This window comes from Pseudomonas azerbaijanorientalis (assembly GCF_019139795.1).
Taxonomy (GTDB): domain Bacteria; phylum Pseudomonadota; class Gammaproteobacteria; order Pseudomonadales; family Pseudomonadaceae; genus Aquipseudomonas; species Aquipseudomonas laurylsulfatiphila.
Genome location: NZ_CP077078.1, coordinates 1,659,645 through 1,678,498, shown reverse-complemented (window position 1 = coordinate 1,678,498; position 18,854 = coordinate 1,659,645). Strand labels below are relative to the sequence as shown.

Below are 18,854 nucleotides of genomic sequence, written 5' to 3'. Positions count from 1 at the left end.
CTGTGGGAGCGAGCTTGCTCGCGATGGCGGCCAGTCAGTCAACATTGATGTTGAAGCTAATGGCCTCATCGCGAGCAAGCTCGCTCCCACAGTTTTTGAGAGTGATTTCAGTACCCGCGATCGAAATCCACTTCCCCGCGCAACGCCTCTCCCGCCTGAAACGCCCGCAGGTTTTCGACAAACAGCTTCACCATCATCGACGGCGAAGTCGGTGCCGAACTGTGGCCTGTAAGCAGCAGGCCCCAGGCTGTCCAGAATGGATGCCGCTGGGGCAATGGCTCCTGACGGCACACGTCGATCACCGCGCCCGCCAGATGCCCTTCCTTCAAGGCTTCCACCAGATCCGCATCGACCACCGCCACACCGCGCCCGGCATTGATGAACAACCCGGTCGGCTTGAATTGCTTGAACAGCGCCGCGTCGTAGATATCGTGGGTTTGCGGCGTGTTCGGCAGCAGATTGACCACGTAATCGACTTCACCGACCAGCCGCGGCAGATCCGCCAGAGAACCGACTTCGATAAACGGTGCCTGTTCCCGCGCGCTGCTGGCAACGCCATACAACTCGACACCAAACGGCACGAGGAACTGCGCGACACTCTGACCGATATCACCGGTGCCGACGATCAACACCTTGCGCCCCGCCAGGCTCTGACCATGACGGCTGTCCCATTTGCGCTCGACCTGGCTGACCAGTCGCGCCAGCACTTCACGTTCGTGACCGAGCATATAGGTGAGCACGTATTCGGCCATGACTTGCCCGAAGATGCCGACTGCACGGGTCAATCGATAGTGCCGTGGCAAACCATCGGCCAGCAGCGGCGTAATGCCGGCCCAGGTCGATTGCAGCCATTGCGGTTGATGGCCCTGGCGTAACAGGGTCGCCAGCAGATCAGGCTGGCCGAGCCACACCGGACAATCGGCGGCCTGGCCGGCCAGCTCGGCGGAATCACCGCTGGTCAGCACCTCCAGGTCCGGTGCCGCCTCGCGCAACAGTTGGGCGTACACGGGGTGGTCGTGTTCAGCAATCAGGACGCGCATGCTTCAAACCTTTCAAAAACAGTGCAGACGGCAGCCGACAGAGCGCTGCTCCGTCGATGCTGCCATCGCTAAAATCAATCAGTGTTTCATAACCACTCTGAACAGAGCCTGTCTGCCATTCACACCGGATCGTTGCGGCGCAACAATTCTTCCGGCAAGTGCTCGATGTACTCGTCTTCGGCAGGCGGCATTTGCAGGTGATAACCCTGTTTTTCGAGGTTATCCAGCACGACGGTGATGTCCTCGCGCGACAGCTTGCGCTCGGGGCTGAGCACCAGGTCGAACGCGTGGATGGCCTTGCCGAAGGCTGCCATCAGGGGGTCCGGCACGCGCTCCAGAGCATCGCTCTTGAGCACATACAGGTACATTTCGTTTCTTTTCGAGCTGCGGTAGATGGAGCAAATACGTTTCAAGGCTGTTCTCCGGCGGTGACCAGGCTGTCAAGCAGCGCCTGGCCCATCAATTCGCGGCGCCAGCCACGCAGCGAATCAGGCAATTGGTAGGGACCATTGGGGAAGCCGCTCTTGAGCAGCGCTTCCAGGGTTTTCTTGCGCAGCATCAGTTCCGGCGCAATGCTCAGGCGCTCGGCCTCGGCCTGGCCGATGGCTTTGAGCTGCTTGAGCAACACGGCAGCGTCCACTGGCAGCGGCTCCGGCACGGCTGGCGGCCATTGATCTGGCGACACACTGCCAGAGCGCTTGATCAGATCAAGCAGAAACTCACCATCCTGACGCACGGTACGCGGGTGCATGTCTTCGATTTTCGCCAGGGCGCCGAGATTATCCGGTTGCGTACGCGCCAGCGGCCACAACGAATGCTCGCGGATGATCCGGTTGCGCGGCAGGTCGCGGGCACGGGCTTCCTTTTCGCGCCAGGCGCAGAGCTCACGCAATACCGCGAGTTGGGCGCGGGACAGCTTCCAGGCCAGCTTGGCGTCGCGATAGACCTCGTACGGATCGATCTCGCGACGCAGGTTGGCCACCAGTTCGGCACCGTCTTCCAGAACCCAGGCGTATTTCTCGTCAGACAGCTTTGGACGCAGCTTTACGAAGACTTCGGCCAGGTGCACGGCATCTTCGGCGGCATAGCTGATCTGGGTTTCGGAGAGCGGACGTTGCAGCCAGTCGGAACGGGTTTCACCCTTGGGCAGGTCGATGCCGAGCACTTCCTGCACCAGGCGCGAATAGCCCATGGAGAAACCGAGGTTCAGGTAAGCGGCCGCCAATTGCGTATCGAACAGTGGCGCCGGCAGACTACCGGTCAGGCGTAGCAGGACTTCGAGGTCTTCGCTGCACGCGTGGACAACCTTGACCACGGCCGGATTTTCCAGCAACGCGGCCAGAGGCTGCCAGTTGTCGATGGTCAGCGGATCAATCAGGTAGGCACGTTCGCCATCGCCGACCTGCAGCAAGCCTGCGATCGGGTAGAAGGTGTCGACCCGCATGAATTCGGTATCGAGGGCAACGAATGGCAGTTGCTGCCACTCGGCGCAAAACCGACCGAGGCTATCGTTGTCGCGAATCCAGTGAATATCGATGGCCACACGGCTCTCCCTTGAAGAATGGCGCGCAGTATATATCGCCCCCGGCGATTTCCGCGCATCCACTGAACAAGAGCGTTAGCGAAAACTGCTGCGTGACATGAAGAATAGTCCGACAAGGTCGGCCTAGCGGGTCTTACCCAGCACGTAGACCCGCATTTGTGCACAACCGGGGAAAAAATCCTGATGGCTGAGCAAACGGAATCCCGCCTGCCTGAACTCGCTTTCGACCCCGGCCTTGCTCGGTAACGGCCCCTCCAGGCTTGAATGCGCGCCCTTGAAACGTCCGTCGAGGCGCACGGCGACAATCACCGTATCGCGACTGACCCGGTAAAACTCGCCCAGCATCGCCAGACGATGCTCCTGGCTGTAAAGGTGCTGAAACAGTTGGATGCAAAAAATGCAGTCGACCGCGCTCTCCGACAAACCAATCGAGAAGGCGGAGCTTTGAAAGGTCTTGATCCGCTTCAACAGGCTTTGCGGGTGATGTGTGCGGGCATGATCGAGGATGTCCTGGGACGGGTCCGTCGCGAGGATCACCCGATTGGCATGTTCGGCCAGCACCGACCAGAAACGCCCCACCCCGCAGGCCACGTCGAGGATCAGCCCCGGTTCGCCGGCGACCTTGAGTGCATTGCGCACCAGACGCGCCTCACGCCAGAGCAGCAGACGCCCGGTCAGGCCCGACGCTTGCGGCTGCAGGCAGACGCGCGCGTGTTCCTGGTCGTAGCGCCTGGCAATCTCAAGCTCGATGGCGGATGGGGGCTGAGCGGACATGTGCAATGGCTCTTGATAAACGTTCTACTGGACGCAGCTCGGCAGCCGCCGCGCGAAACAAAACCGGAGCACTCAATCCTTGGCCAACACACCGTCGGTCACCGGCCCACGACATCCGGCAAACATGTCCAGATCCTGGTTGTAGACCTTGCTGTTGACCTCCAGCAGCCCAAGCATCGAATGGAACAGGTTGTCCTGGCTCAGGGGCTTTTCACGACCCTGTTGCAGGCAGCGGGTATCTACCGCAAACGACTGTTTATAGCTGTCGGAGAACCAGGCAAACATGGCCACATGTTTTTGCTGCTCCGGTGCCAGCATGTAAGGCGTGCCGTGGAGGAACAAGTTGTACTCGCCCAGGGATTCACCGTGGTCCGACAGATACAGCATCGCGGTGTCCACTTTGGACTGGTTACTGCGCAGCAGATCAATCAAGGTCGACAGCACATGGTCGGTATAGACCAAGGTGTTGTCGTAACCATTGACGATACTTTCGCGACTGCAATTGTTCAGGGCATTACTCTCGCAGACCGGGGTGAAGCGCTCGAACTCTTTCGGATAACGCTTGAAGTACTCCGGACCGTGGCTACCCATCTGGTGCAATACCAGCACGGTGTCCTTGTCCAGGGTATCGATGAAATGTTGAAGTCCCTGCAGCAGGATTTCGTCGCGGCACTCACTGTTGGCGCACAGCACCGGGTCTTTCAGATTGCTGACGTCCTGGAGGGTGACGCGATCGCATGCACCCTTGCAGCCTGACTGGTTGTCACGCCAGATCACGTCGATACCCGCATGCTTGAGCACATCCAGCAGGCCTTCTTCGTTCTTGGCCTTGCTGGCGTTATAGTCCTTGCGCCCCATGTTGGAGAACATGCAAGGCACCGATACGGCGGTTTCCGTACCGCAGGAGTGCACATCGGTGAAAGCGATCAGGCCATCTTCCTTGCTCAGTTTTGGCGTGGTGTCGCGGCTATAGCCAAGGATGCCGAAGTTCTCTGCCCGGGCACTTTCCCCCACGACAAGCACCGTCAGGGATTTGCGCCCGTGAGTTTGCCAGAGCGTATTGCGCTGGGCATCTTCACCGATCTTGACAAAGGGTTGCCGCGCAGTCGCTACTTTCTCGCGCAATAAACCAGCCGAGGCACCAATGTAGTTGCTTGGCACCACCATCAAGCGCAACTCGTGGTGATTGCGAAACAGCGAAGACAAGCCTTGATAGTTAACCAGTGCAATACCACCAATGACGGCCGCAGAAGCAAATATCACCAGGACTTTACTAAGCAGCTCACGGTGCCAACGACGATAATTAATCGGTGCCTTCCACAATAGCCATGACGGCAATACACCGAGCAGCACAATATAAACAAACAACTTGAGCGACAGTAAGTCGCGTACTTCCGTAGCATTGGTTTCAGCGAAGTTACGCAACATGCCGGTGTCGATCAGGACACCATACTGGCTCATGAAATACGCTACGCTCGCGCTGACCATGAACAGCAGGGTCACGAGCGGCTTGAGCACTGGCCGGAAGGCCAGCAGGGTCAGCACGATGTTGAAGGCCGCGAAGATCATCACCCCGAAGGCCACGCGCATAACGATGCCCTTGCCATCGGACGTGGTGATTTCGAACAGGTGTTGCCAGAGTAGAAAGTTGAAGCCCACCAACAAAAATGCACTGGCAATCAGTGTCACCCATTCGGGGCGCACGGCTTTAATCTTAAACATGAGGTTCGGCGAGTCCTGAAAAGAAGTGCCTTCGGTAAATGTGAAAATTTCATTTACCGAGACAGTTCAAATTTTAGGAAGCCAACCATCAATTTTTTGTGAAAAAGAAGCCAACAATTAGTTGGCTTATAACACCTGCCTGAAACTTCAGACTATTTGAGAAGAGTTCAGCTTTGGTTCAGTTTCGGCTCAAGCCTGATGCAGATACCAGCGCCAGTCCTGCTCACCCACCTCCCCCATGAACTGGCGGTACTCGGCGCGTTTCACCGCCAGGTAGACTCCGAGGAACTCGCCGCCGAAGGCTTCCCTGGCCCAACTGGAGCCTTCCAGCGAACGCAATGTGGTCAACCAGTCCGTCGGCAACAGTTTCGCGGCCTGGGCGTAGCCATTGCCCTCCACCGGCGCACCCGGCTCGAGTTGTTCGCGTATACCGCGATGAATACCGGCCAGAATCGCCGCAGCCGCCAGATAGGGGTTGGCATCCGCGCCACAAATTCGATGTTCGATGTGCCGCGAATACGCCGGCCCGCCAGGGACACGCAAACTCACGGTGCGATTGTCCACACCCCAGGTGGCTGCCAGCGGCGCATAGCTGTTGGCCTGGAATCGACGGTAGGAGTTGGCGTTGGGGCAGAACAGCAACAGCGAGTCGAGCAAGGTACTGAGCATGCCGGCGACAGCCTGCTTGAGCAGGGGCGTTCCATCCGGGGCTTCGCTGGCAAAGAGATTGTTGCCGTCCTTGTCCGCCAGACTCACGTGCATGTGCATTCCGGTGCCGGCCAGGTCATCGAATGGCTTGGCCATGAAGCACGCTGTCATGCCGTGCTTGTGCGCCACCCCTTTGACCAGGCGCTTGTAGCGCACCGCTTCGTCCATTGCCTGCAACGCGTCGCTGCGGTGTTCGAGGGTGATTTCCACTTGCCCCGGCGCGTATTCGGAAATGGCCGTGCGCGCCGGAATCCCCTGGAGCTTGCAGGCGCTGTAGAGATCGGCAAGGAAGGGTTCGATCTGCTCAAGCTCGCGCAATCCATAGACCTGAGTACCGCGCGGACGCCCGCCATCGACATCCCGTGCCGGTTGCGGCCGGCCATTGCTGTCGCGTTGCTGATCCAGCAGATAGAACTCCAGTTCCGCCGCCATGACCGGGTAATAGCCGTCAGCCTGCAAACCTTCGATGACTTTCGCCAGCAAGTGACGGGGATCGGCAATGGTAGCGGGCATACCCTCAGTCGGGTGCATGCTGACCTGCACGGCCGCGGTCGGTATCAGACGCCACGGCATACGCGTGAGGCTGCCGCTGATCGGATAGGCCCGGCAGTCGATATCGCCGACATCCCAGACCAGCCCGGAGTTTTCCACGTCATCGCCGTTGATGGTCAGTCCGAGGATGGTGCTCGGCAATGGCCGCCCGCTTTCATACACCGCCAGCAACTCGTCACGGTGCAGCAGCTTTCCCCGCGGCACACCGTTGTTGTCGAGGATGAACAGCTCGAACATTTCAATATCCGGGTTCTGTTCCAGAAAGGTCAGGGCTTCAAGCCTGGTGGCAAACGAGGTCGTGGCAGTACTCATGGAAACTCTCTTTTTCCGTGTTTGACGGGTGCGCATAGGCACCCGCACTTTAATTCCGGTACCTACCGGAATATGTAGGAGCAATCAGCGGAAAAAGCGCGAATCCGGCGGGCGCGCATGGCGGCAATGCCACAGCGCCCAGAAGGCCAGTTCAGAAGGAAGTGCAGAGAGGCTTGGCGCGGTGGCAGGCGTGAATCGACGACCAAGGCTCGACGCACGAGCGTCAATGGTTGCCTTGAAGTGGATTGCGACTGGCCAACCGTCCATAGAGAGAACCGCAGAAAACAGATGACCCGCAGCCTCACACGATGGGTTCAGTCGTTAAATCAGGATTTGAAGAACCTTGGATATCGTCTGGCTAAACATTCAACGGCGTCCGTATGACCGCACTCTTATTTAATTTCCAAATAGTCCACCAGACTTTCTGATTTGCGGCCTTGCGGCCTCGCGCGCCTAATCGCAACCCTATCGTTCAAGGTCCGATCATGGAAAACACCCGCGCGACTACCCGCCCTGCCCTCTGGTTGATGTTCAGCGTTGTTCTCGTCGCCCTGAACCTGCGTCCCACCATGGCCGCCGTCGGACCTTTGCTCTCGGCAATTCGCGAGGACATCCCGCTGAGTTTCAGCCTGGCATCACTGCTGACCCTGCTGCCGGTCATGGCCATGGGACTGGCGATGTTTTTCGGGCTGCGTGTCAGCCAGCGTCTCGGTGAACAGCGCACGGTCGTACTTTCGTTACTGATCATAGGCGTGGCCACGGTGTCGCGCCTGTTTCTCGATTCGGTAGCCGAATTGATCCTCAGCGCCATTCTGGCACGTATCGGCATCGCCCTGATTCAGGCCCTGATGCCTGCGCTGATCAAATCCCGCTTCAGCGACCACGTTGCCCTGTGCATGGGGCTCTACGTCACATCGATCATGGGCGGTGCCGCCATGGGTGCGTCCTTTGCGCCGCTGGTGATGGCATCCAGCGGCAGCTGGCGTATGGGCCTGGCGATCTGGGCTGTTCTCGCCGTGCTGGCATTGCTCTTCTGGCGCAGCCAAAGCGCCGGGATGCCGACACCGAATTCGCAGGCATCCAGCAAAGGATCGTTCTTCGCCAATACCCGCGCGTGGTTACTCGCGATCTTCTTCGGCCTGGGCACTGCGTCCTACACCTGCGTTCTGGCCTGGCTGGCGCCGTACTACGTGGAAAAGGGCTGGAGCGAGCAGCACGCCGGATTGCTGCTCGGGTTTCTGACCGCAATGGAAGTGCTGTCGGGCCTGCTGACTCCCTTCATCGCCAATCGCAGCCGCGACCGCCGCGTCGTGCTGATGGTCTTGCTGGCACTGATCATCGCCGGTTTCTGCGGACTGATTCTGAGCCCGCAGCACTTGAGCCTGATGTGGCCATGCCTGCTGGGGCTGGGCATTGGTGGGCTGTTCCCGATGAGCCTGATCGTATCGCTGGATCACCTGGACAATCCATTGCGCGCCGGTGGCCTGACCGCATTCGTGCAAGGCAACGGCTACCTGATCGCCAGCCTGTCGCCGCTGCTGGCGGGGATCATCCGCGACCGGCTCGGCAGCTTTGAATGGGCCTGGTGGTCACTGACGGCGGTCATGGCGCTGATGATGTTGATGGTTTTGCGCTTCAACCCAAGGCACTACAGCCGCCACATCCACTGACCCGGAGCCTGCCATGAAAACCACCGGTTTCGCCGCCGCTCACGTCAGCATGCTGCTTTGGGCCTTGCTGATCGCCGCCTCGTTTTCCGCGGCGGCGCAAGTCAGCCAGGCCATCGACCCGATCCTGCTGACCGGTTTGCGCCTGTTGTTCTGCACCTTGGTGTTTCTGCCGCTGTTGCTGCGTGAAGGCAACGCCACCATGACCGCCCGCGGGCTGCTCGGTCATGCGGTGCTCGGCCTGCTGCTGGCGTTGTACTTCGGCTCACTGTTCGAAGCGTTGCGCTACACCTCGGCCGTCAATACCGGGACGATGTTTACGCTCGTGCCGCTGATGACCCTGGCTTTCGAGGCCGTACTCATACCTGACAGCCGCCTGAAACAAAGGATTGTGCCGATGCTGCTCGCCGCTGCCGGGGCGGTGTTACTGATCATGAAAGACACCGGCCCCGGTGAGTTGCCATCGCCCTATGCACTGACCGTGTACGGCATCGGTTGCCTGGCGATGGCGCTCTATGCCCCTCTCAGCCAACGCCTGAAAGCCAATAGCCTCAAGGGACGCGGGCCGGTGCCCATGACGTTCTGGAACATGCTGTTCGGCGCGCTGTTTCTGCTGGTGTTCTGTGGATTCAGTGGCGGCTGGCGTTCGGCATCATCACTGACGCTCAAGGATTTCTATTGGCTGATGTACCTGGCGGTGTTCGCCACCCTGGCAACATTCTGGCTGCTGCATCGGGCCATTGGCGTGATCGCGCCATCCTCGGTGATTTCCTACATTTACCTGAGCACGCTGTTCATCACCTTGTTTCACTGGCTTTGGGGCCGCCAGTTGCCGCTGCCGCTGGAGTTGGTCGGCGCGCTGCTGGTGGGCATCGGCATGTTCGCGCTGTTGATCTCCAGCCGCCGCGCCGTGTCGGCGATGGTCCAGAGTTGAAGGGCCCAGGGCGAAACTTCCTGCAAGGCATTTTCCCTGTTCGTTCATTCCGTTAGGATAATTCACCCACCCTTGCACATGGTCAGCGCAAGGGACGCAGCGAGACGCAATGGATGCTCAACAGTAATTCGCTCAGAAAACTCGACATGCAGGACCTCCTGGTGTTCGTCGCCGTGTACGAGCAGAACAGCGTCACCGGCGTATCCGAGATGCTTAGCGTCAGCCAGTCCACAGTGAGTTACTGCCTGAAAAAACTGCGCAACAGCTTCGAGGACGAACTGTTCATCAATACCCGTACCGGCGGCATGCAACCCACCGGCAAGGCCAGCGCGATGTACCCTCACGCGCTGAAAGTCCTGGAAAGCATCAACTTGTGTCACGCCGGCTCACCCGCGTTCGACCCAGGCCTGCAAGCCGTGACTTTCAACCTCTGCGCACCGGAGTATTTCGAGCAGTTGATCCTGCCGCGCCTGTTGAACACCTTCGCCCTCGCCGATCTCCCGGTGACGGTCAATGTGCTCAAACTCGAAGCCGACATCCCTGCCGAAGCGTTGCGCGAAGGCAGTCTCGACCTGGTGATGTGTTTCGGCCCGAACTTTCATCGCAGCCACGTCGATTTCAAATCCCGGACACTGCTCGATGATGATCTGGTCTGTGTGTTCGACAAACGCGCCACCCCGGCGGAACCACGTTTGAGCCTGCAAACCTATGTCGAACGTCGACACGTGTTCCCGACACCCTGGACGTCCGCCACCAACATGGTCGACGGCTGGCTCGCGCAACAGGCCAAACAACGCCAGATCGTCGCGCGCGCCAACAGTTACAGTGCAGCGCTGAAGCTGATTACCGGCACCGACTATGCCCTGACCCTGCCCCGGCGCATCCAGCGGCTGCTGGCCAGTACCGACACCTTCAATCACTGTGAAGCGCCCGAGGGCTTGCCGGGGTTCACCCTCGACATGCAGTGGAGCCAGAGTGTCGATCAGGACAGCGCCAACAGCTGGTTGCGAGCGCAAGTGATCCAGGCCTGCGCCGCGCAGGAAACGGCCTGATACTCAGTTGCTGATGGCGGTCTTGCTGTAGGAATCGCGATCGATGTCGAGAATTTCCACGCACAACTGGACTTCAACGCCGCTCGGCCACTCACACAGGTCCTGAACCACCGCCAGCAGGCTTTCGGAAAGTTGTTTCTTGATCTGTGCGGAACGACCACTCAACAGTGCCAGTTTCACATGCACGAACGCCCGCTCAGACAAAGCAGTACCGACCTTGAACGTTTCGACCCTGACCGCGCGGCTCTTGATGTCGAATTCGGCAGCAAACTGACCGGAACCCACCAGCGTATTGTTCAACCGCATCAACGCCACATCGGCATTCAGGTCAGACAGGTTGGCGGTGTATTCCATGTGCAGGTGAGGCATGAGTTGGCTCCTGGAAGGGGATGGAAAGGTCGTACGTATAACACGCCCTGTTCATTCGGGCAGCGGCAAAACGGCACGCTCACTCATGAACGCCTCCAGGCGCGAACGCAACCAGCGCTCGGCAGGGTCGGTATCGACATGACTGAGCCAGACCATGGACAAATCCAGGGTCGGTGTCTTGAACGGAAAGGGCTCCTTGAACAGCATGCCCGAAGCAGCCATCGCCTCGGCTGTGTAGTCCGGCAGGCTGGCGATCAGGTCCGTCCCGGCGAGCAGTGCCGGCAACGAGCTGTATTGCGGTACCGAGAGCACCACCTGGCGCGTGCGGCCGATTTCCGCCAGCCACTCGTCGGCGTAGCCACTGACGTTGGCGGTATGGGACACCAGCACGTGCGGTCGCGCGCAATATTCGTCGAGCGTCAGCGGAGTGTCGCAAGCATCGGCGCGCAAAATGCTGGGCTGGATGTGCCGCAGCAACTTGCGCTTGGCATTTGCCGGCAAGCCACGGGTCTGGCTGATACCCACCGTGATATCACCAGACGCCAGCAAGTCGGGGATCCGCCAGTAATCGACGTGCTGCACCACAAACACCACCTTTGGCGCTTCCTGGCGCAGCGTTCGCAGCAACGGCGGCAACAGGCCGAACTCGACATCGTCGGACAACCCGATGCGGAACGTCATCGTGCTGCTGGCCGGGTCAAAATCATGGGTCAGGCTCAAGGCCACGGACAAGGAATCCAGCGCCGGCGACAAGTGCCTGATGATCTCCTCAGCCCGTGCCGTCGGCTCCATGCGATGGCCAACACGGATGAACAGCGGATCATTGAACATCGCACGCAAGCGGTTGAGCGCAGAACTGATGGTCGGCTGCCCGAGAAACAGCTTCTCCGCCACCCGAGTGACATTGCGCTCCAGCATCAGCGTTTCGAACACCACCATCAGGTTGATATCCGCCTTGCGAAGTTCGTTGCGATTCATCCAGTGTCCCCGTTCCCCAAATCTGCTGACAGTTTAGGTAGCCGGGGCAACTGCCGTCTATCCAACTCAAGTTCTACAGCCTGATGAGGTTCACGTTTAGGCAAAATGCCTGCCCACGCCTTGTCCTACAGCCTCTTCCTTTTTACCTGGCCCCCCTGGCAGTTAACCCGTGGGTCCCTAAGCTCAGCGGCGCACGAGGGGAAAAACCAGCCTCGGCATCCAAAACACGCGTTATCAAAAGGAGCGGCACCATGGCCAGAGACAAAGCCAAAGACGACAAGCACTTCAACTGTACCCAGCCCCACGAAGCCGACTACGTCGCCGGCTTGTACCCGCACGCAAGGGATGAAGTCAAAACGTTCCTCGCCTCGGCCTGCAAGGACAAATCCCTGCACAACTCCACCCACAAGGACGTCTACGAACTGATCAAGAGAAAACTGGGTCATTCCCAGCCATAAACCGGGTTGAAACGAAGCTGCTCTCAACGAGCAGCTTCACCCCCACCTCAAATTAGATTTCCTTGATCGGGGTCTGCTCACAGGTCCCCTTGATCAAATTGATTGCATGCAGGCAATCGGCCTTGTTGACGTAAGCCTCCCCGCTGGCAATCGTTTCATGATTCCCCGCCCTTAACCGCCATCGCCATTGGCCCTTGCCAGTCAAAACGGTGCCGCGGATTTGCCTGTAAATCTCAAAATACATTGCTCGCTCCATGCGATTGCTGGTGACAGCAGGTCAGCGACCTGCGCAAGCAGAGTAAAGGAGGAATTCCCAGGGCGATTACTTTCAATGTCAGGGGATATTTCGCACCGCAGCCCCTGAATGGCAGGGCGCACAATGGATTCGGGGACAGGATGTTGGAAGCGATAGCCCACTGAAAAAGCTTCAGAAACGAAAAAGCCCCGTAACTTTTCAGCTACGGAGCTTTTTCCATGTAATGGCGGAGAGATAGGGATTCGAACCCTAGGTACCGGTGAAGGTACAACGGATTTCGAATCCGTCCCATTCGGCCACTCTGGCATCTCTCCAACGGCGCGCATCATAACAACACTTTCGCCGGAAGCGAACCCCCTGAGCGAAATATTTCTGTGCTTTCAGATGCTTGCGTCGGTTAAAGCGGTACGCCCAGACGGTTGGCGACTTCTTCGTAGGCTTCGATGACGTCACCGAGGCCCTGACGGAAGCGGTCCTTGTCCATTTTCTTGCCGGTAGCCTTGTCCCACAGACGGCAGCCATCCGGGCTGAACTCGTCGCCCAGCACGATGGAACCATCGTGGAACACGCCGAATTCCAGCTTGAAGTCGACCAGCAGCAGGCCGGCGTCGTCGAACAGTTTGCTCAGGACTTCGTTGACCTTGAGCGACAGCTCTTTCATGCGAACCAGTTGCTCGGCGGTGCCCCAACCGAAAGCCACGACGTGGGATTCGTTGATGAACGGGTCGCCCTTGGCGTCGTCCTTCAGGAACAGTTCGAAGGTGTAAGGGTTGAGCTTCATGCCCTCCTCGACACCCAGGCGCTTGACCAGGCTGCCCGCGGCGTAATTACGCACGACGCACTCGACCGGAATCATGTCCAGCTTCTTCACCAGACATTCGTTGTCGCCCAGCAGTTTGTCGAACTGGGTCGGCACGCCGGCCGCTTCGAGCTTCTGCATGATGAAGGCGTTGAACTTGTTGTTCACCATGCCCTTGCGGTCGAGCTGTTCGATACGCTTGCCGTCGAACGCCGAAGTGTCGTTGCGAAACAGCAGGATCAAACGGTTAGCGTCGTCGGTCTTGTAAACCGACTTGGCTTTGCCGCGGTAGAGTTCTTCACGTTTTTCCATGATGGGCTCCGCTTGCTAAGTAGATGGGCTAGGCGATGTGACGCCAGTCGAGCCCTGAATCTTGATCGGCCAGTTGCAGCCAGTCCGGGTCGCACCCGAGGGTGTCGACAAAACATTGCCGGGCCAGCTGCGGCAGGTTGTTCTTGCTGCTCAGATGGGCCAGGACCAGGTGTTGCAGGTCCTTCCAGCCCAGCTCGGCCACCAGGAATGCCGCCTGATGGTTGTTCAAATGTCCCAGTTCACCGCCCACCCGTTGCTTGAGAAAGTACGGGTAATGACCGCGAGCCAGCATGTCCCTGCAATGGTTGGACTCGATCATCAATGCATCGAGGTCCCGGTAACCGTCCAGCACCTTGTCGCAGTAGGAGCCCAGGTCGGTCAACAGGCCGAAACGCCGTGAACCGTCACTGAAGACATACTGCGTCGGTTCCTGTGCATCGTGGGCCACGGCAATGACACCGATGCTCAAGTCGCCGATTTGCAACTGCTCGCCGCCAGCCAGAAAGCCTGCTGGTTCAATCGGTTTGCGCATCCCGCGCAAAGTCCCGCGACTGAGGTAGACAGGCAGATTGTAGCGCCGAGACAGCAAACCCACGCCATGCACGTGGTCGGCATGTTCGTGGGTCACGAGTATCGCGCTCAGCTGCGCAGGGTTCACACCCAGTCGCAGCAGGCGTTTTTCGGTTTCCCGCAGGGAAAAACCACAATCCACCAGCACGTACGTATCAGCGCTGGCTATCAGCGTGCCGTTCCCTTGACTGCCGCTGCCGAGAACGGCAAAACGCATAGGATCAGCCCAGGTTGTCTTGAATCATGCTCAACACTTTACGCGCCACATCTGCCGGCGCCACGGTGTTGATGTTCTTCTCGACGGTGACCTGAACGTTCTCGCCAACCTTGCTCAGGCGAACCTGATAACGCTCGGCACGGGCTTCAAGCTCTTCCTTGCTCGGCGCGGTGCCGAACAGGCTGCTGAGGAAGCCTGGCTTGTCGTCTTTGCTCTCGGCTTTTTCGGCCAGGTTGATGTAGTACAGGCCCAGGCTGCGGTTGATGTCTTCAACGCGCCATTCGCCTTGTTCCAGCGCACGACCTACGCTCGACCAGGCACGGTCAAGGTCGGTACCGACGTTCAGCACAGGGTTGCCGCTGCCGTCTTCGCTCAGGCTGACACGGCTGGGCGCGTCGAAATCACGCGAAGCCAGCATGGAGACAGAGCCGCCCTTCTCCGAGATACGGCTCATGCTCGCGAGCATGTCGTCGACCAGTGCCGCGTCCAGGCCAGTGTTGACCGAACGGTTGGTGAACTCGACGTCGGCGGTGCTGCCGGCAGGACGCTCAGCGCTGACCACGTAGACTTCACTGGTGTTGCGCTGCACGCCCGGCTCGATGCGCACCCGCACGCGGGTTTCGCTGTCGGTGCTGACGCCGGCCGCGCTCAGGCGCTTGGCCATGGCCGCAGACAGTTCATCGGAATGCTGCCAGGTCGTGGTGAATTCGCCGGTTTGCGGACGCTGTTCATCCAGACGGAAACCGTTGTCCTGGAAGAACTGAACGGCCACAGGCCAGATTTCGGCCGGCGGATTCTGCGCCAGGATGGAACTGGTGCCGCCGCTCTTCTGCAGCGAATAGGGACTGGCGTCGGCAGCCGCCGTCAGCGGCTGGGGACGTGGAACGATGTATTCGCCCGTGGCCGTGTCATCGGCCACGTTGCGCGGGATCGGCAACAGCGGATCCAGACGCTTGGCGGTATGGATATCCGGCGGAATTTGCATCGGTGCAGTCTGTTGCGCTTCCAGGTAATCGCTACCACGGTCACGGAAATAACCTTCCGGGCCCCAGATCCATCCGCAGCCACTGGTGCTGGAGATAATCAAGGCAAGTGCGGAAAGTCCGGCCATTCGCTTCATGCGTTGTACTTCCTCAATTAAACCAGGACGCTGCACTGGCGCAGGGCCGTGCGGAGCGTTTCGTGACAAGGTGCGCTCAGCCAGGTCAGCGGCAGGCGAATGCCTTCGTGCATCAGGCCCATTTCGACCAAAGCCCACTTCACCGGAATCGGGTTGGCTTCGATGAACAGGTCCTTGTGCAGCGGCATCAGTTTTTCGTTGATTGCCCGTGCAGTCTCGGCATCACCCTTGAGGGCGGCCTCGCACAGATCGGCCATTTCACGCGGCGCGACGTTGGCGGTGACGGAGATGTTGCCCTTGCCGCCCATCAGGATCAGCTCGACCGCGGTCGGATCATCGCCGGACAGCACGATGAAGTCCTTGCTGACGCCATCGAGGATGGCCTTGGCGCGCTTGAGGTCGCCGGTCGCTTCCTTGATACCGATGATGTTCGGCACGGTGGACAGGCGGATCACGGTCTCGGCCTGCATGTCGCAGGAGGTGCGGCCGGGCACGTTATAGAGAATCTGCGGGATGTCGACCGCTTCGGCGATGTGCTTGAAGTGCAGATACAGGCCTTCCTGGGTCGGCTTGTTGTAGTACGGCACGACCAGCAGGCAGGCATCGGCGCCGGCTTCCTTGGCATTGCGGGTCAATTCGACGGCTTCGCGGGTCGAATTGGCGCCTGTACCGGCAATCACCGGAATGCGGCCATTGACCTGCTTGACTACCGCCTTGATGACGGCGATGTGTTCATCGACATCAAGGGTTGCCGATTCGCCGGTGGTACCGACGGCGACAATGGCATGGGTGCCGTTTTCAAGGTGGAAGTCCACGAGTTTGCTGAGGCTGTCCCAGTCAAGACGCCCCTGTGCATCCATGGGAGTGACCAGTGCCACCATACTGCCCGCAATCATGAAACCGCTCCTGCCGGAAAAAGAGAGCCGTAATGGTACTGGCGCCAAGTTGCTTGCACAAGCGAAGTACTGTGCTGCCGCCATTCCCCTTGGCGCCGGTTTTCGCTACCCTTCAGACTTTGATCGTTACAGACAAGCTCGTCCGTCGGGTTTCAGCCTCCATTTTCGGCATCACAAGTCCTGATCCAGCGTTGCCACGTCTCGCTCCCGCCCCGGCGGAGCCTGTTCGCAACCTGTCACTCGGGACTTTCTGAGTTCGCATCCGCAGGCTCGCTCCCGGCCAATCAGCCCTTAGACGTACCGACCGCTCATCGCTTTAGGAATGCTGCATGTCCACCCCCACAGTTCGCGAACAATTCCTTGTTATCAGTGCCCTCGGCGCCAACCCCATGGAGCTGACCAACGTCCTGTGCCGCGCCAGCCATGAAAACCGCTGCGCCGTTGTCACCTCTCGCCTGACCCGTCATGGCGAATGCAGTGCCCTGGTGCTGGAAATCTCCGGTAGCTGGGATGCCCTGGCGCGCCTGGAAGGCAGCCTGCCAGTGCTGGCCAAGCGGCATGCGTTCACGGTCAACGTGGTACGCAGCGCCGCCCTGGAAAACCGCCCACAGGCCCTGCCGTACGTCGCTTATGTCAGCTCGGCCTACCGCTCGGACATCATCAACGAGTTGTGCCAGTTCTTCATGGACCACAATGTCGAGTTGGAGAACCTGACCTGCGACACCTATCAGGCTCCGCAGACCGGCGGCACCATGCTCAATGCCACGTTCACCGTGACCTTGCCGGCCGGCGTGCAGATCAGCTGGCTGCGCGATCAGTTCCTGGATTTCGCCGACGCGCTGAACCTGGACGCCCTGATCGAACCCTGGCGCCCACAGAACCCAATGTAAGGAAGCTTTCCATGGCCGTTGCCATCGACCAACCGGTTGCCGATTTCGAAGCCCCCGCCACCAGCGGGCAGACCGTCAGCCTCGCAGGCCTGAAGGGCAAGCAGGTGGTGATCTACTTCTATCCGAAGGACAGCACGCCGGGCTGCACCACCGAGGGCCAGGGCTTTCGTGATCAGCATGCTGCGTTCAAGGCCGCCAACACCGAAGTGTTCGGCGTGTCGCGCGACAGCCTGAAATCCCACGAGAACTTCAAGTGCAAGCAGGAATTCCCCTTTGAGCTGATCAGCGACAAGGACGAAGCCATCTGCCAGCTGTTCGACGTGATCAAGCTGAAAAAGCTGTATGGCAAGGAATACATGGGCGTGGACCGCAGCACCTTCCTGATCGACAAGAATGGCGTGCTGCGCCAGGAGTGGCGTGGCGTGAAGGTGCCGGGGCATGTGGATGCGGTTCTGGCGGCGGCTCAGGCCCTCGACAAAGCCTGATTTCTTCGATGCCTGTTCCGCCTCTTCGCGAGCAGGCTCGCTCCCACAGTTGACCGGGTTGTTTTGACTGACGCGATCTGATGTGGGAGCGAGCCTGCTCGCGAAGAGGCCGTCAGCTTCACCGAAGATTCAAAGCAACGGCGCGACTTCCGGCTCCTTGCGCGGCCAGGCATCCAGCACAGCCTTGAACAGCGTCGCCAGGGGAATCGCAAAGAACACCCCCCAAAAGCCCCACAAGCCGCCAAACAGCAGCACCGCACAGATGATCGCCACCGGGTGCAGGTTGACCGCCTCCGAGAACAGCAAGGGCACCAGCACGTTACCATCGAGCGTCTGGATGATTCCGTAGACCGCCATCAGGTAGATGAACTGATCGCTCCAGCCCCACTGGAACAGCGCAATCAAAAACACGGGCACAGTCACCACCACGGCGCCAACATAAGGCACCACCACCGAAATCCCCACCAGCAGTGCCAGCAACGCCGCGTAGTTGAGTTCAAGAACGGCAAAGGCAATGTAGGTCACGCCACCGCAGATGAAGATTTCGATGACCTTACCGCGAATGTAGTTGGCGATCTGCCGGTTCATCTCATGGGCGACCCGGGTGATCAACGCCCGCTCACGGGGCAGGTAACCGCGCACCCACTGGCCGATCATGGCTCGGTCCTTGAGGAAGAAAAACACCAGGATCGGTACCAGCACCAGGTAGATCATGATGTTCACCAGCAATGGCAGGCTCGACAGCGAGAACGTCAGTGCCCACTGACCAAACTTGCCGATTTCGCCGCGCGCCACTTCGATCGCCTGCAGCACTTGCTCATCGGACACCAGGTGCGGATAGCGCTCGGGCAGCAGCAGCAACAGTGACTGCCACTTGGCGAGCATGCCGGGCAACTCGTTGAACAAGGTGATCAGTTGATGCCACAGCAGCGGCACGACCACCACGATAAACACCAGCAACAGCCCCATGAACAACGCAAAGACCAACCCCACCGCGACCCCGCCCGGCACACGCAGGCGCTCAAGCGTCACCACCAGCCCCTGCATCAGGTACGCCAGCACCATCCCGGCGAGCACCGGCGCCAGCATGCCGCCCAAGGTCAATACGGCGGTGAACGCGAGAAACAGCAGGACAGCCAGCACCACCGCTTCTTCATCGGAAAAATAGCGCTGAATCCAGTCGCGTAACACTTTGAACAT

Annotated in this window: 20 protein-coding genes and 1 tRNA gene; 6 read left to right on the top strand and 15 right to left on the bottom strand. The window is 59.4% G+C overall.

The window, feature by feature from the left end; genetic code table 11:
• Positions 1 to 107 precede the first annotated feature (107 nt).
• From KSS91_RS07410 to KSS91_RS07385, 6 genes are all read right to left on the bottom strand, one after another.
• Complete coding sequence (locus tag KSS91_RS07410; RefSeq protein ID WP_217837481.1) at positions 108 to 1,040, bottom strand: D-2-hydroxyacid dehydrogenase; 933 nt, start codon at positions 1,038 to 1,040, stop codon at positions 108 to 110.
• Positions 1,041 to 1,159: 119 nt separating this feature from the next.
• Complete coding sequence (locus KSS91_RS07405) at positions 1,160 to 1,453, bottom strand: YcgL domain-containing protein (protein ID WP_217837480.1); 294 nt, start codon at positions 1,451 to 1,453, stop codon at positions 1,160 to 1,162.
• Positions 1,450 to 2,583: a ribonuclease D gene (gene rnd / locus KSS91_RS07400; protein WP_095966302.1), complete on the bottom strand. Its 1,134-nt coding sequence runs from the start codon at positions 2,581 to 2,583 to the stop codon at positions 1,450 to 1,452. Before rnd ends, KSS91_RS07405 begins: the two co-directional genes overlap by 4 nt.
• A gap of 123 nt (positions 2,584 to 2,706) precedes the next feature.
• On the bottom strand, positions 2,707 to 3,357 hold the full coding sequence (locus KSS91_RS07395) for a class I SAM-dependent methyltransferase (RefSeq protein ID WP_217837479.1): 651 nt from the start codon (positions 3,355 to 3,357) through the stop codon (positions 2,707 to 2,709).
• Positions 3,358 to 3,429: 72 nt separating this feature from the next.
• Positions 3,430 to 5,079, bottom strand: coding sequence for a phosphoethanolamine transferase (locus tag KSS91_RS07390; protein WP_217837478.1), 1,650 nt, complete (start codon positions 5,077 to 5,079; stop codon positions 3,430 to 3,432).
• Positions 5,080 to 5,268: 189 nt separating this feature from the next.
• Positions 5,269 to 6,651 (bottom strand): glutamine synthetase family protein, encoded by a 1,383-nt coding sequence (locus tag KSS91_RS07385; protein ID WP_217837477.1) that lies wholly within the window; start codon positions 6,649 to 6,651, stop codon positions 5,269 to 5,271.
• 485 nt (positions 6,652 to 7,136) lie between these two features.
• Between KSS91_RS07385 and KSS91_RS07380 the strand changes: the two genes are divergently transcribed.
• The 3 genes from KSS91_RS07380 to KSS91_RS07370 all read left to right on the top strand — a co-directional run bounded on the left by KSS91_RS07380 (position 7,137) and on the right by KSS91_RS07370 (position 10,304).
• Positions 7,137 to 8,321, top strand: a complete 1,185-nt coding sequence (locus KSS91_RS07380; RefSeq protein ID WP_217837476.1) for a cyanate transporter — start codon at positions 7,137 to 7,139, stop codon at positions 8,319 to 8,321.
• Between the two features lie 13 nt (positions 8,322 to 8,334).
• Positions 8,335 to 9,252, top strand: coding sequence for a DMT family transporter (locus tag KSS91_RS07375; RefSeq protein WP_217837475.1), 918 nt, complete (start codon positions 8,335 to 8,337; stop codon positions 9,250 to 9,252).
• 113 nt (positions 9,253 to 9,365) lie between these two features.
• Positions 9,366 to 10,304: a LysR family transcriptional regulator gene (locus tag KSS91_RS07370; protein ID WP_217837474.1), complete on the top strand. Its 939-nt coding sequence runs from the start codon at positions 9,366 to 9,368 to the stop codon at positions 10,302 to 10,304.
• Positions 10,305 to 10,307: 3 nt separating this feature from the next.
• On the opposite strand, the gene KSS91_RS07365 is transcribed toward KSS91_RS07370, so the two are convergent.
• Positions 10,308 to 10,673: a 5-carboxymethyl-2-hydroxymuconate Delta-isomerase gene (locus KSS91_RS07365; protein ID WP_217837473.1), complete on the bottom strand. Its 366-nt coding sequence runs from the start codon at positions 10,671 to 10,673 to the stop codon at positions 10,308 to 10,310.
• Positions 10,674 to 10,724: 51 nt separating this feature from the next.
• Positions 10,725 to 11,651 (bottom strand): LysR substrate-binding domain-containing protein, encoded by a 927-nt coding sequence (locus KSS91_RS07360; protein ID WP_033048393.1) that lies wholly within the window; start codon positions 11,649 to 11,651, stop codon positions 10,725 to 10,727.
• 251 nt (positions 11,652 to 11,902) lie between these two features.
• On the opposite strand from KSS91_RS07360, the gene KSS91_RS07355 reads away from it, so the two are divergent.
• A complete protein-coding gene (locus tag KSS91_RS07355; protein ID WP_217837472.1) occupies positions 11,903 to 12,109 on the top strand; it encodes a hypothetical protein in 207 nt (68 codons plus the stop codon).
• 52 nt (positions 12,110 to 12,161) lie between these two features.
• On the opposite strand, the gene KSS91_RS07350 is transcribed toward KSS91_RS07355, so the two are convergent.
• The 6 genes from KSS91_RS07350 to dapA all read right to left on the bottom strand — a co-directional run bounded on the left by KSS91_RS07350 (position 12,162) and on the right by dapA (position 16,279).
• Positions 12,162 to 12,353 carry a YegP family protein gene (locus tag KSS91_RS07350; RefSeq protein WP_217837471.1) on the bottom strand — a complete coding sequence of 64 codons (192 nt, stop codon included), beginning with the start codon at positions 12,351 to 12,353 and terminating at the stop codon, positions 12,162 to 12,164.
• Between the two features lie 236 nt (positions 12,354 to 12,589).
• Positions 12,590 to 12,679 (bottom strand) — tRNA-Ser (locus KSS91_RS07345).
• Positions 12,680 to 12,762: 83 nt separating this feature from the next.
• Entirely contained in the window at positions 12,763 to 13,476 is a 714-nt protein-coding gene (purC, locus tag KSS91_RS07340; protein ID WP_007944067.1) for a phosphoribosylaminoimidazolesuccinocarboxamide synthase, read from the bottom strand.
• Between the two features lie 28 nt (positions 13,477 to 13,504).
• Positions 13,505 to 14,263: an MBL fold metallo-hydrolase gene (locus tag KSS91_RS07335; protein ID WP_102674437.1), complete on the bottom strand. Its 759-nt coding sequence runs from the start codon at positions 14,261 to 14,263 to the stop codon at positions 13,505 to 13,507.
• 4 nt (positions 14,264 to 14,267) lie between these two features.
• Complete coding sequence (gene bamC, locus KSS91_RS07330; protein WP_217837470.1) at positions 14,268 to 15,383, bottom strand: NlpB/DapX family lipoprotein; 1,116 nt, start codon at positions 15,381 to 15,383, stop codon at positions 14,268 to 14,270.
• Between the two features lie 17 nt (positions 15,384 to 15,400).
• On the bottom strand, positions 15,401 to 16,279 hold the full coding sequence (gene dapA, locus KSS91_RS07325; protein ID WP_007979774.1) for a 4-hydroxy-tetrahydrodipicolinate synthase: 879 nt from the start codon (positions 16,277 to 16,279) through the stop codon (positions 15,401 to 15,403).
• A 329-nt stretch (positions 16,280 to 16,608) separates the two neighbouring features.
• On the opposite strand from dapA, the gene KSS91_RS07320 reads away from it, so the two are divergent.
• Positions 16,609 to 17,169, top strand: coding sequence for a glycine cleavage system transcriptional repressor (locus KSS91_RS07320; protein WP_007979776.1), 561 nt, complete (start codon positions 16,609 to 16,611; stop codon positions 17,167 to 17,169).
• An 11-nt stretch (positions 17,170 to 17,180) separates the two neighbouring features.
• Complete coding sequence (locus KSS91_RS07315) at positions 17,181 to 17,654, top strand: peroxiredoxin (RefSeq protein ID WP_126049850.1); 474 nt, start codon at positions 17,181 to 17,183, stop codon at positions 17,652 to 17,654.
• Between the two features lie 129 nt (positions 17,655 to 17,783).
• Here KSS91_RS07315 and KSS91_RS07310 read toward each other — a convergent pair whose 3' ends face one another.
• The gene (locus KSS91_RS07310; RefSeq protein ID WP_217837469.1) at positions 17,784 to 18,854 is read right to left on the bottom strand and encodes an AI-2E family transporter; all 1,071 of its coding nucleotides are present in this window, start codon (positions 18,852 to 18,854) and stop codon (positions 17,784 to 17,786) included.